Source organism: Halopseudomonas sp. T1L2 (assembly GCF_055397385.1).
In genome coordinates this window covers 148,917-160,986 of record NZ_AP040865.1, presented here as the reverse complement: position 1 = coordinate 160,986, position 12,070 = coordinate 148,917, and the positions used below count along the sequence as shown (strand labels likewise).

At 60.9% G+C, this 12,070-nt stretch carries 12 protein-coding genes; 9 read left to right on the top strand and 3 right to left on the bottom strand.

Annotation, left to right across the window (positions count from 1 at the left end; translation table 11 throughout):
• Positions 1-8 precede the first annotated feature (8 nt).
• The 3 genes from nosZ to ACZ5WQ_RS00815 form a co-directional block, all read right to left on the bottom strand.
• Positions 9-1,925, bottom strand: coding sequence for a TAT-dependent nitrous-oxide reductase (gene nosZ, locus ACZ5WQ_RS00825; RefSeq protein ID WP_464382922.1), 1,917 nt, complete (start codon positions 1,923-1,925; stop codon positions 9-11).
• Positions 1,926-2,000: 75 nt separating this feature from the next.
• The gene (gene nosR / locus ACZ5WQ_RS00820) at positions 2,001-4,181 is read right to left on the bottom strand and encodes a transcriptional regulator NosR (protein WP_464382921.1); all 2,181 of its coding nucleotides are present in this window, start codon (positions 4,179-4,181) and stop codon (positions 2,001-2,003) included.
• A 220-nt stretch (positions 4,182-4,401) separates the two neighbouring features.
• A complete protein-coding gene (locus ACZ5WQ_RS00815; protein ID WP_464382920.1) occupies positions 4,402-5,652 on the bottom strand; it encodes an acyl-CoA dehydrogenase family protein in 1,251 nt (416 codons plus the stop codon).
• Positions 5,653-5,959: 307 nt separating this feature from the next.
• On the opposite strand from ACZ5WQ_RS00815, the gene ACZ5WQ_RS00810 reads away from it, so the two are divergent.
• From ACZ5WQ_RS00810 to ACZ5WQ_RS00770, 9 genes are all read left to right on the top strand, one after another.
• Positions 5,960-6,472: an N-acetyltransferase family protein gene (locus tag ACZ5WQ_RS00810; RefSeq protein ID WP_464382919.1), complete on the top strand. Its 513-nt coding sequence runs from the start codon at positions 5,960-5,962 to the stop codon at positions 6,470-6,472.
• Positions 6,473-6,685: 213 nt separating this feature from the next.
• On the top strand, positions 6,686-6,850 hold the full coding sequence (locus tag ACZ5WQ_RS00805) for a tyrosine-type recombinase/integrase (RefSeq protein WP_464382918.1): 165 nt from the start codon (positions 6,686-6,688) through the stop codon (positions 6,848-6,850).
• 291 nt (positions 6,851-7,141) lie between these two features.
• Complete coding sequence (locus ACZ5WQ_RS00800) at positions 7,142-7,462, top strand: hypothetical protein (RefSeq protein ID WP_464382917.1); 321 nt, start codon at positions 7,142-7,144, stop codon at positions 7,460-7,462.
• A 113-nt stretch (positions 7,463-7,575) separates the two neighbouring features.
• Positions 7,576-8,544 (top strand): DUF932 domain-containing protein, encoded by a 969-nt coding sequence (locus ACZ5WQ_RS00795; protein WP_464382916.1) that lies wholly within the window; start codon positions 7,576-7,578, stop codon positions 8,542-8,544.
• A gap of 108 nt (positions 8,545-8,652) precedes the next feature.
• Positions 8,653-9,660, top strand: coding sequence for a YqaJ viral recombinase family nuclease (locus ACZ5WQ_RS00790; protein ID WP_464382915.1), 1,008 nt, complete (start codon positions 8,653-8,655; stop codon positions 9,658-9,660).
• Positions 9,661-9,740: 80 nt separating this feature from the next.
• Positions 9,741-10,694: a recombination directionality factor gene (locus ACZ5WQ_RS00785; protein ID WP_464382914.1), complete on the top strand. Its 954-nt coding sequence runs from the start codon at positions 9,741-9,743 to the stop codon at positions 10,692-10,694.
• Positions 10,695-10,726: 32 nt separating this feature from the next.
• On the top strand, positions 10,727-11,215 hold the full coding sequence (gene radC, locus ACZ5WQ_RS00780; RefSeq protein ID WP_464382913.1) for a RadC family protein: 489 nt from the start codon (positions 10,727-10,729) through the stop codon (positions 11,213-11,215).
• Between the two features lie 25 nt (positions 11,216-11,240).
• Positions 11,241-11,582, top strand: coding sequence for a hypothetical protein (locus ACZ5WQ_RS00775; protein ID WP_464382912.1), 342 nt, complete (start codon positions 11,241-11,243; stop codon positions 11,580-11,582).
• Between the two features lie 85 nt (positions 11,583-11,667).
• The gene (locus ACZ5WQ_RS00770; RefSeq protein ID WP_335601002.1) at positions 11,668-12,060 is read left to right on the top strand and encodes a hypothetical protein; all 393 of its coding nucleotides are present in this window, start codon (positions 11,668-11,670) and stop codon (positions 12,058-12,060) included.
• Positions 12,061-12,070: the final 10 nt, after the last annotated feature.

Below are 12,070 nucleotides of genomic sequence, written 5' to 3'. Positions count from 1 at the left end.
ACCTGGCCTCAGGCCGGTTCGACGATCATGCGGCCGACCATCTCCATGTGCAGCGCGTGGCAGAACCAGCTGCAGTAGTACCAGTGCAGGCCGGGCTTGTCCGCCACGAAGGTAATGGACGAGGTCTGCTGCGGGCTGATCTCCATGCTCACGCCATGGTTGACCACCACGAAGCCGTGGGACACGTCTTCGATCTGGTCGATGTTGGTCACCACGACAGTCACTTCGTCCCCCTGCTTCACGGTGAAGTCGGTGATGCCGTAGGCCGGCGCCATGGAGGTCATGTAGACACGGACCTTGTTGCCGTCGCGGATGACCTTGTTGTCGGTAGTCAAGTTGATACCGTCCTTCTCGGCCATCTTCACGGTCGGCGCGAAGAACGGATCGTTGCGGTCCCAGATCTTCTTGGTCTTGATCTGATCGCGGCGGGCCATGATGCAGTCGTGCGGCTCGGCGAAAGTCGGGCCGTCGTGCACCAGCTTCATCTCGTCGCCGGAGATATCGATCAACTGATCGTTTTCCGGGTGCAGCGGGCCGGTAGGCAGGAAGCGGTCCTTGGAGAACTTGGACAGCGCCACCAGCCACTTGCCGTCGGCTTCGCTGGTTTCGCACAGCGAGGCGTGCAGGTGGCCCGGCTGGTAGTGCACGTCGAGCTTCTGCTTGATGTAGTTGACCTTCTCGCCCTTGTAGGCGCGACGGGCCTCTTCCATGTTCCACTTGACCACCTGGCTGTCGATGAACAGCGTGGTGTAGGCGTTGCCGCGACCGTCGAAGGTGGTGTGCAGCGGGCCGAGACCCAGTTCCGGCTCACCGACCACCACGTCACGCTCGTCCGTCAGATTGCCGGCGAACAGGTCGGGCAGCATGTCGATGGCGATCATCGAGCAGGTCGGCGACAGCTTGCCGTTGGCGATGAAGTACTTGCCATCGGAAGAAGTGTTCAGGCCATGGGGGTTCTTCGGCACCGGCACGTAGCGGGTGAACTCGCTGTTCTTGCCATCCTTCTTGCGCCCATCGACCACCGGTACCATGGAGTCGCCCAGGGTGATGAACTTGCCGGCCTTGACGGCATTTTCGATCGCGTGGATGTCGAATACCACCACCCAGTCACGCTCGTTGCGCATCATCCCGCCCAGGTCGAAGGCCTTCTCCGAGTTGTAGCAGGTAGCAGCGGCGAAGCGGCCGGTGTAGTCGGCGTCGGTGTTATCGAGGTTGCCGTCGACGATCACCTGGAAGGCCACCTCCATGCTTTCCGCATCGATGGCGTTGTACATGGTGTAGCTGTTCTCGTCCTGCAGGTCGAAGACCTTGCCATCGTTCGGGTGCGGGATGATGAACTCGGCGTTGGCGAAGACGTACTTGGTGTGCGGCACCTTCTGCAGACGCAGACCGTGGATCGCCTGCACGTTCGGCACGGTGATCATCTTGTCGCACTTCATGATGTCGAGGCGGATACGCGCGACGCGGCTGTTGGCCTTGTCGTTGATGAACAGGTACTTGCCGTCGTACTTGCCGTCGGTCATGGAGATGTGCGGGTGGTGGCAGTCGCCGTTCAGGAACTTGGCGCTGTCGCCCATGATCGCGCGGCTTTCGTTGGTCAGACCCCAGCCGGTGGCGGAGTCGACGTTGAACACCGGAATACGCATCAGCTCGCGCATGGACGGTACGCCCAGCACGCGGACTTCGCCCTGGTGACCGCCGGACCAGAAGCCGTAGTACTCGTCCAGCTCGCCCGGGCCGACGTTAATCTTGGATTGTGCGTCCTTGACGGCTGCCGCCCAGCTTTCGCGGCTCATGACGGCACCACCCAGGGCAGTGGCCGCCACCGCGGCACCGGTCAGGGCACTGGCGCCGAGGAAGCCGCGGCGACTCAGGCCGTTCTTCTCCAGCGTTTGCGGAGTGTTCTTGGAATCATTGTCGCTCATGGGTTTTGCTCCTAATTGAACATCTTCAACACGGTCAACCGACCAGTTTTGAGCGTTTCGCCCGGTGGCGATCACTCAGGGTTCCACCACTTGCACTACAGGGATCAGCTCGGCCCCGACCGGCGCTTTCTTGTCGCGCTTCTTGCGCTTGTTCTTCTGAATAAGCGGCGGGCACTTGTTCTCGTTGTGATAGGTCATCTGGCAATCCAGGCAGTAATGGCATTCGTTGTGGTTGATATGCCCATCCGGATGGATCGCCTGCACTTCACATTCGTTGGCGCAGATCTGGCAGGGATTGCCGCACTCCTTGCGCCGCTTGAGCCAGTCGAACAGGCGGAAGCGACCGGTGATCGCCAGCCCCGCGCCCAGCGGGCAGACGTAGCGGCAGTAGACCTTGCGGGTAAATATGTTGACCACCAGCAGCACCACCGCGTAGAGCACAAACCACCACTGGCGGTCGAACTTGAGGGTGATGGCAGTCTTGAACGGCTCGATCTCGGCGGCCTTCTCGGCCAACATCATCGATTCCAGCGAGATGCCGAACAGCACCAGCAGGACGATGTACTTGATGGCCCAGAGCCGCTCGTGCACGCCGAAAGGCAGGTCGTACTGGGGAATCTTCAGCTTGCGCGCAGCCTCGTTGATCAGTTCCTGCAGCGCACCGAAGGGGCACAGCCAGCCGCAGAACACGCCACGCCCCCAGAGCAGGATGCTCGCGGCGGTGAACACCCAGAGAATGAAGATCACCGGATCGGTCAGGAACAGCTCCCAGCGGAAGTCCTGCACCAGCGCATGGACGAAGGTCAGCACGTTGACCACCGACAGTTGTCCCAGCGCATACCAGCCGATGAACACCACGGTGAAGACCAGGTAGCCATGGCGCAGCCGCTTGAGGAAGTTGGGATGCTGGGTGAGCTTGTCCTGCAGGAAGAGAATGACCGTCAGCAGCGCCAGCGCGACCAGGATCACCGCCACCTGGAAGCTCTTCTGGTACCAGATGTTGACCCACAGCGGCCGGTTGGCTTCCTCGATGGCGGCCAGTTCTTCGGCGGTCAGCGGCACCCGCTCGATGTACTCCTCGGGCATCACGTAGGGCATCTCGAAGCTGGTGAAGATGCTCTCCACCGGGCCGACCTGGCGACGCACCAGCAGCTCGAGGTTCCAGGGCGAGCCCGGATCGAAGCGATACTGCTCGCGGGCGGTGAAGATCGCCATCTCGAAAAATTCCGGCATGCCTTCGGCATACACGTCGGACAGACGGATGAAGTCCAGGTCGCGGAAGCTGATGGTGTCGCCGAACTGGCGCAGCTGAACCCGATCGAAGATGCCGCCACGCACGTAACCCGAGCCCTTGAATGAGTATTCGCCGTTGGCCAGCACCGCAAAGGCATGCTCGCCCGGCTTGAGGTTCGCCATCAGATCGGCGTACTGGCGCTCGCCCAGCAGGTTGCGGCCGATGGTCGGCGGGTTCAAGTGCGTGGCGTAGAGATCGATGAAGGTTTCGTCGCGCTGTTCCGCCGCGGCAACGTCGACACCCTCGGCCTCAGTGCCCTTGAAGGCATCGTCGACCTGGCCACGGGTCAGGTGCATGCGGCGGATGGCGCCATTTCCCACCAGCTCGGTCCAGCTGGTCGGCTGGAAGACGTCCTCGCGCACCAGCGCCGGCTTGGGTCGCGCGGTGGCCCCCGCCTCGACCAGCCCCAGATCCACCGCCACGGTGTGGGCCGCACGCATGACGATCTCGTTGATCACCATCACGGTCACGGTGGCGCCGGTAACGGCGTCGACCGTGACCGCGCTCTTGTCGCTGGAACGACCGACTACCACGCGCTGGTCGACGTGGATGCCGCTGTAGTTGGCGTTGAAGTCGTGAACCTTCTGCTCGGGAATACCGATGAGCACGATGGGTTCGTGGTGCTCGAGCATGTAGGCATCGACGATGACGCCCTTGGGGTCGAGCAGGATCTGCATGTTGATCGGCTTGCCGGAGTAGGCCGGCATGTCCGTGACATTGATGCTCTGGAAGGCGTACCCGTAGATCGTGCCCACCCCGTCCGCAAGGGTGCGCACCTGGTACTCGCCCTCGGGCTCGGAAATTTCGGTGACTTTCGGGAAAAGCAACTCGATGCGTTGCTGCTCTGCTTCGTACTCTTTTGCCTGTGCCACGGATACACAGAACATCAAAGCCAGGAGGATCGTAAAGCCAGCTACCCAGCGGCGCGAGGTGCCGACGACTGCAAAACCTAGGGGTTTCATGGATTTCCCTTACTCTCACTGCTGGATGTAGTCGCCATGTTAGCGATGGCGCCACAAGCCATCCTTGACGCAGATCAACCTCACGTCCTTGGGAGCTGTTTCATTGCGCCAAGTCAATGCCGTGCCGCTTAGTCACGTGAGACTCAGCCTAGACGATACCCTCTGCACTGTCTAACGGCCGAAGCGGCGCCGCCTGGGGAGCCGCCCGCATCACCGTCGTTCACTTCCGTCCAGGCGGCGTCAGGTAGGCCGCGGTTGCACCTCGATTCGCTTCGCTGGCCTTGATCTCCATGCGCGCGATGCTGCGCAGATGGACCTCGTCGGGACCATCGGCATAACGCAGCGCGCGGCCGCCGGTCCACATGTCGGCCAATGGCGTATCCGGTGTCAGACCCATGGCGCCGTACGCCTGCATGGCCCGGTCGACCACCCGTGTATGCATGCGCGGCACCAAAGCCTTGATCATGGCGATCTCCTTGCGGGCTGCCTTCGCTCCCACTTCGTCGATCATCCAGGCGGTCTTCAGTACCAGCAGGCGTGCCTGCTCGATCTCGATACGCGATTCGGCGATCCGGTCTGCGATGTTGGAATACTGCTGCAGGTAGCGGCCGAACGCCTTGCGCTCCTGGCAGCGCTCGATCATCAATTCCAGCGCCAGCTCCGCCATGCCGATCGAACGCATGCAATGGTGGATGCGCCCCGGCCCGAGGCGCGCCTGCGCCATCATGAAGCCCTCGCCCTCCCGGCCCAACAGGTTGCCAAGCGGAACCCGCACGTTGCGCAGCACCAGCTCGCTGTGGCCCTCGGGAGCGATGTGGTTCATCACCGGGATGTTGCGCACCAGCTCGACACCAGGCGTATCGAAGGGCACAAGGATCATGCTCTGCTGATGGTGCGTGTCGGCTTGCGGATCGGTCTTGCCCATCACGATCAGCAGCCGGCAGTCGGGGTGCGAGGCGTTGGTGATGAACCACTTGCGCCCGTTGATCACGTACTCGTCGCCGTCGCGGCGGATCAGCGTCTGGATGTTGGTGGCATCCGAGGACGGCACGTCCGGCTCGGTCATGGCGAACGCCGAGCGAATCTCGCCTTCGAGCAACGGCTTGAGCCAACGCTCGCGTTGCTCTGGCGTGGCGAACAGGTGCAGCAGCTCCATGTTGCCGGTATCCGGCGCGTTGCAGTTGAACACCTCGGAGGCCCAATGCACGCGTCCCATGATCTCCGCCAGCGGCGCGTATTCGAGGTTGCTCAAGCCCGTGCCGGGCTCATCCGCCTGCAGGGAGGGCAGGAACAGGTTCCACAGCCCCTCCGAGCGGGCGAGGGCCTTCAGGTCCGCCATGAAGGGCACCGGAAAGTGCCCCTGCCCCACCTCCTGGTGCCACAGGCCGATGCGCGGCACGATGTGATCGTCCATGAAGGCGCGCAGCTGCATGCGCAGCGCTTCCACGCGTGGGCTATAGGCAAAATTCATGCGGTAACCTCTCGAAATGCAATGCGATAGCCTGACCATAGCCCTCCGCATGCGGAATGCGAACGACGCTAAGGACGCTGAATAGGACCCGATCAGCCCGGCAAAAGTTGCGCCGACATTGACCGAAGTCATCGCCTGCCGTTACGAATTGGCTCAGCGGCCCGTGTGACTGGTTCGGTTCGACAATTGCATGCGTTCGAATCTGAGCCGTGCAACCGCAGGCCAAAAAGGCGAGGCACCTTGGCCCCGGGAAGCAGGTCAATGTCTTCTGCGCCATGCGCCCCCGACCACCCAGAAGGATTTCGATGTGCTGATACGTGACGCCCAGGATGCCGATCTCGAAGGCATCCTGCATATCTACAACGAAGCCGTGCAGAACAGCACGGCGATCTGGAACGACTCGCCGGTCGACCTGGCGAACCGCCGTGCCTGGCTTGCCGAACGCCAGGAACAGGGCAACCCGGTCCTCGTGGCGCTGGACGATGATGGCCAGGTGGTCGGCTATGCCAGGTACGGCCCCTGGCGGCCTCACGAAGGCTACCGTCATACCGTCGAGCATTCGGTGTATGTACGTGATGGCCAGCGCGGCGGCGGCGTCGGCCGCAGCCTGATGCGCGAACTGATCCAGCGCGCCCGTAGCGCCGGCCGACATGTGATGGTCGGCGCGATCGAAAGCGAGAATCGCGCCTCGATCCATATGCACCAGCAGCTCGGCTTCACCCACGTCGGCCAGATGCGTCAGGTGGGCTGCAAATTCGGCCGCTGGCTGGACCTGACACTGGTGCAGTTGATGCTTCACTCGGAGCGCAGAAACCCATGAAGCTCGCAGAAGACTTGGCCGCACGGGCGGTTAATCCAAGCTGAAACATTGGCGCCAGAAGAGCACTTCACAACGGATATACGTGGCGGCGGCAACGCAATGACATTTGCAGACGCAAATGGATGTACCGCCAGCTTGCCGACTGGCGAGCGGGGAAAGTGAGCAATTGCGGGGATCGCAAAGCCCGCATCCAACTTGCTTGGCACGAGCAAGATGCATTTTTTCCAGTGCGACGTCAGCCTGGCCTATGCGCTGCGCCGCGGCAGTGATATTCGCACGGTGCGGACCCTGCTTGGCCATGCCGATGTGCGTACTACGCAGATTTATACCCATGTCCTTGGTAATGCCTTTGCCGGAGTGCAAAGTCCGCTCGGCTGAGCGTTGGGCACGTTGAGCTGTCCCTTTTGCGCTTCAAGACTATTCTAGGGCGCAAAGCGCTGTCTATCCCCCACATACAACAATCCCGCACGTGATCGAGGGTTGTTGCATGCGGCACTGACGTTTGAGCGATAGCAGGTGCGGAGTTGCGTAACATCCTCATCCAGGCCCCGTCACCATTGCAGTCCCTTGCACAGGCTTTTCCATTCAAATTTTTTTCAACCCTACATAACTCCCACGAGCCTACCCCAGCCAGTCCGCTCAACTGGCCTGTCTCGTGAGGAATTCTCTATGTCCAAATCCTGTCCGCGCTGTCGCTCGCAGCGCGTGGTGTACTGCCATTACGGCAAGCGTCTCGGTGGCACAGTAGGCACCGTGGCGGGTGCGTTCAGTGGTGCTGCAGCCAGCTCTGCATCCGGTGCTGCAGCCGGTTTGCGTATCGGCATGCAAGTCGGTGCATCTGGCGGCCCTGCTGGCATTGGTGCGGGTGCAGTGCTTGGCGCTATCACCGGTGCCTTTGCCGGTTGTATTGCTGGACTGCGCTTGGGCCAGGTGCTCGATGAGCAGTTGCTCTGCCGTTTCCGCTGCCTCGACTGCAACGCGCACTTCTGATCTCCGCCCTTCCCGCTTTCTTTGTCTTTCCCTGTTTCGCTTTGTCCTTTCTCATTCTCTTTGACCGCCTGGGCTATCTAGCTCGGGCGGTCTATGCCGTTTTGGAGGTATCCATGGCACACCAAGTTGAAAACATGGCCTACGTTGGCACCACACCCTGGCATGGCCTGGGTAGCAAGCTGTCCCGCAAGCAGCCGCTGGAGGTCTGGCAGCATGAAGCCGGTATGAACTGGCATATCGAAGAGTCCCCGGTTCGCTTTCTATCGGACTCGGCTGCGCACCTTGGCAGCATCCACACCTTCCCGGAGCAGAAAGTGCTCTACCGTTCGGACACCAAGGCCCCGCTGTCGGTGGTCTCGCAGCGCTACAAGGTAGTTCAGCCGTTCGACGTGCTGGAGTTCTACCGGGATCTGACCGAGTACGCGGGCTTTGAGTTGGAGACCGCAGGTGTGCTCAAGGGTGGTCGCAAGTTCTGGGCACTGGCGCGTACAGGCCAAGCCTCCTCACTCAAAGGTAACGACCTGGTCAACGGCTACTTGCTGCTGGCCACGTCCTGCGACGGCACCCTGTCGACCGTCGCCACACCGACGACGGTAAGGGTGGTCTGCAACAACACCCTGGCCATTGCGGTGGACGGCGCTGCCGAGTCAATCAAGGTGCCGCACAACACCGAGTTCAACGCCAAGGCGGTCAAACGCCAGCTGGGCATCTCGGTCGCTCAGTGGGATGACTTCATGTACCGCATGAAGCATCTGTCCCAGCGCAAGGTGAACACCGGTGAAGCGCTTGGCTACTTCCTGCGGGTGATTTGCGACACCGAGCAGGACGTGGAGGATCGCCGGGAGCTCACCCAGCACCGCGCCCTGCAGAAAGTGCAGGATCTGTACGCTGGCAAAGGACGCGGCTCTCAACTGGCGTCGGCACAAGACACCGCGTGGGGCCTGCTTAATGCCGTGACCGAGTACGTCGATCACGAGAAACGTGCACGCAGCATTGATCACCGCCTCGATTCTGCTTGGTTTGGTCAAGGTGCCACCCTGAAGCAGAAAGCCCTGGATCATGCCCTGGAGCTGATCGCCTGAGCTTCTCGCTTCGTTTGCCTGTTGCTCTCTTCTATTCCCTCATCTACCTAATCGCCTGAGCCCGATCAGTGTTTGCTGGTCGGGCTTTTGTGCGTCTGGAGTTTGCTTATGAACACGCATCAAACCACACCGACCACCAGCGCCAACAAAGCAGGCCGTGGCGTCCTGCGCCTGGTCAGCACCAAAGACCTCTCTCGCAACGACTGGCTGGACGTGCGCAAACGCGGTATCGGCAGTTCGGATGCAGCAGCCGCTATCGGTCTCAACCCTTACAAATCCCAGCTGGAACTCTGGCTGGAGAAAACCAACCGTGACGTAGGCCTGGCCAAACCCAACCCGGACGACGACACCACCCCGGTGTTCTGGGGCGTGGTGCTAGAGCCGGTGGTGGCATCGCAGTACCAGCGCCGCACCGGCAACAAGGTCCGCAAGGTCAATGCCGTACTGCAGCACCCTGACGTGCCCTGGATGCTGGCTAACATCGACCGAGAGGTGGTTGGCAGCAACGAGGTCCAGATCCTCGAATGCAAAACCGCCGGTCTGAACGGTGCCCGTCTCTGGCGTGACGGCGTGCCCAAGTACGTTGAAGTCCAAGTCATGCATCAGTTGGCTGTCACTGGTAAGCAAGCGGCGGATGTAGCCGTTTTGCTCGGCGGTCAGCAACTGGAGGTGTATCGCATTGAGCGTGACGAGGCGTTGATTGAGCAGTTGATAGCGCTGGAGCGGCAGTTCTGGCACCACGTCGAGACCGACACCCCGCCACCAGCGGATGGCTCTGACTCAGCAGAAGCGGCGCTGCGTCTGCTCTACCCCGCTGACAATGGTGAGCAGCTGGATCTTTCCGCTGATACAGCCCTGTCGGAGGCGTTCGATGAGCTCAAGCAGGTGCGGTCCTCCCTGACTGATCTGGGCAAGCGCGAAGCCGAGCTCAAGCAGTCGCTGCAGCAGGCCATGGGCGAAGCCAGTAAAGCGATCTTCGCCAGCGGCAGCATCAGTTGGAAGAAGTCCAAGGACGGCACCGGTATCGACCTGGATGCGCTGTTCAAGGACCACCCTGCCCTCAAGACCCAGTACCAGATCAGCAAGCCTGGAAGCAGACGTTTTCTGGTTAGTTGATTGGTTTTACATCTCATCACTTCCTTCAGGCCGACTGCCGTTATGGCGTCGGCCTTTTTGTTTCTTACAGGAGCATTCCCATGATCAAAGGCCTGGCAATCACCCCGCCCGTGCTCGGGCGTATCTCCATCGGTAAGGTGGTCGAGAAGAACGGCAAGCGCCTGCCGGAGAAAGACGACCAGTTCACCATCACCTCTCAGGTGCAGACCCGCGATGGCTGGCTGCCCCATCCACTCGATGAGCTGCTGCGCAAGGAACAAGGCGGCAAGATCCGCAGCATTCCAGTGCGCTTGCTGTTCAACGATCCTGAGCTGAACTTCCGTGCCGAGTACAGCCTATTTGACCGCACCAGTGGTCGACCGCTGTGTGTCGGTAACGGGGAGTCGTGCAAGCGCTCAACCGCAGAGGGTATTCAATCACTGCCCTGCCCCTCACCGGATGGCTGTCCGCTGGCCCCTGGAGGCAACTGCAAACCCTATGGCCGGTTGAACGTTGCCATTGGTGATGACGATCCGCTGGGGAGCTTTGTGTTTCGCACCACTGGCTACAACAGCATCCGCACCCTATCGGCCCGGTTGAGCTATCTGCAGGCCTTGTCCGGAGATCGGCTGGCGTGTCTGCCGCTGGAACTGCGCCTGCGTGGCAAGTCGACCCGCCAGAGTCACGGTGCACCGATCTACTACGTGGATCTGACCCTGCGTAGTGGCCTGAGCCTGGAAGAAGCCCTCTCGCAGGCGCGCCAGCTGGATCAATCACGGCGCGATGCGGGCTTTGATCAACAAGCACTGGATACCGCTGCACGGATGGGCCTCATCAATGGCGCCTTTGAAGACAGCGAAGAGGACTCGCATCTGGTACTGGAGGAGTTCTATCCAGAGCAATCGGTGGTTGAGTCAGCGCCACCAACCGCCACGCAAAAGCCCACGCCGCAGTACAGCAGTCGCCGGAGCCGCAACGGCAAGCCGACCCTGCACGACCTGATTCTCGAACGCACCCACAACCTGCAACAAGCCAATCCACCCGCCAGCGCCTGAGCGGGTGGGTTTTCCTGTATCCGGAGATCACCATGAGCAAGCAAAAAACGTCGTCGGCGCTGGTGCCGACAGCGGGCATTGAGCTGTCCGAAACCGAAGTCCTGAGCTGGGCCCAGTCCATTCTGGAAGCCCGCTTTTATCGCAGTAACTACCTAACCAGTCCGAACCTGGTTCGTGATTACCTCATCTCCCAGTTGGCCAATGAGGAGCGCGAAGTGTTCGGCGTCATCCTCCTAGACAGTCAGCACGGGGTACTGCGTTTTGAGCGGCTGTTCTACGGCACCATCGACAGTGCCAGCGTCTATCCCCGCGAAGTAATCAAAGCCGTGCTCAATGCCAACGCGGCTGCCGTGATCCTCGCTCACAACCATCCGAGCGGTGTACCAGAACCCAGCCAAGCTGACCGCACCCTGACCACCCGCCTGCACACGGCACTGCAAACCATCGATGTGCGCCTGCTCGATCACCTGGTGATTGGCGGAGCCACAGCGGTGAGCTTTGCCGAGCGTGGATTGATCTGAACGCAGCCGTAAAGGAGATCCAGCAATGATGAAGACCTGCAACATCTGCACCATCTGCAACAGCGCCACACTGATTCATCGGCAGAACCTGCGCACCCTGGTCGTGATGGCCGGGGTGCTGGATGTGCTGCTGCGTACTCATGTTGAGCGCCAGCAGGACGCGCCGACCAACCACGCACCGTGGGAGCAACTAGGAAAGCTGGTGGCATTAGTGGCAGAGCCGGCACCCTTGCTGGCAGAGGGCACGGCTCAAGGCGAGGCTCTGGCCGACAACGTGGCAAAGCACTGGCTGGGCACCTTCGACAGCCTGTGCCTGAACTGCGGATTCTTGCTGATGGATGAGCCCGACGACCCAGCGCCGGAGTGATGCCCGGTTATTTGGTTTTTAAGCCCTCAGTCAGCCTGGTGATCAGGTGCACCTATTCCAATAACGCTCAAAAGGAGCCCGCTGTATGGAACAGAACAACCTCGACCGACGAGATCCCCAGAACGACGAGGACGATTACATCGACGACACCTTGCCGGTCCCAGTCAAAGTGCTCGGCTGGGCGCTGGCAGCCTTTGCCTTCGCCATCTTCGCTGTAACGTTCAACAACTCTGGCATGGTGCTGCGTGCTGGCTTTTTCGCCAAAGCCTTCGCGGTATTGGTGGGTACCTTGCTCGGCTGGGGCGGCGCCCTGCTGGGTGATGCCATCTGCCGCTTTGCGCGGCCGTCTGCCGTATTCACCACCGGCGGATTCTTCAGCCTAGTGTTCACCAAGCTGTTTTGGATCGCGGGTCCTCAGCTGATCGGCATGGGTATTGGCGTGATGCTGGGCATGTCCCAGGTCCTGTCCCGCATATAAGGAGCAAGGA

Excerpts from the sequence above, each read along its gene's own strand:
- ACZ5WQ_RS00785 (WP_464382914.1), top strand. The coding sequence starts at position 9,741 with ATGATCAAAGGCCTGGCAATCACCCCGCCCGTGCTCGGGCGTATCTCC.
- radC (WP_464382913.1), top strand. The coding sequence starts at position 10,727 with ATGAGCAAGCAAAAAACGTCGTCGGCGCTGGTGCCGACAGCGGGCATT.
- ACZ5WQ_RS00770 (WP_335601002.1), top strand. The coding sequence starts at position 11,668 with ATGGAACAGAACAACCTCGACCGACGAGATCCCCAGAACGACGAGGAC.
- ACZ5WQ_RS00800 (WP_464382917.1), top strand. The coding sequence starts at position 7,142 with ATGTCCAAATCCTGTCCGCGCTGTCGCTCGCAGCGCGTGGTGTACTGC.
- ACZ5WQ_RS00790 (WP_464382915.1), top strand. The coding sequence starts at position 8,653 with ATGAACACGCATCAAACCACACCGACCACCAGCGCCAACAAAGCAGGC.
- ACZ5WQ_RS00795 (WP_464382916.1), top strand. The coding sequence starts at position 7,576 with ATGGCACACCAAGTTGAAAACATGGCCTACGTTGGCACCACACCCTGG.
- ACZ5WQ_RS00815 (WP_464382920.1), bottom strand. The coding sequence starts at position 5,652 with ATGAATTTTGCCTATAGCCCACGCGTGGAAGCGCTGCGCATGCAGCTG.
- nosR (WP_464382921.1), bottom strand. The coding sequence starts at position 4,181 with ATGAAACCCCTAGGTTTTGCAGTCGTCGGCACCTCGCGCCGCTGGGTA.
- nosZ (WP_464382922.1), bottom strand. The coding sequence starts at position 1,925 with ATGAGCGACAATGATTCCAAGAACACTCCGCAAACGCTGGAGAAGAAC.
- ACZ5WQ_RS00775 (WP_464382912.1), top strand. The coding sequence starts at position 11,241 with ATGATGAAGACCTGCAACATCTGCACCATCTGCAACAGCGCCACACTG.
- ACZ5WQ_RS00805 (WP_464382918.1), top strand. The coding sequence starts at position 6,686 with ATGCATTTTTTCCAGTGCGACGTCAGCCTGGCCTATGCGCTGCGCCGC.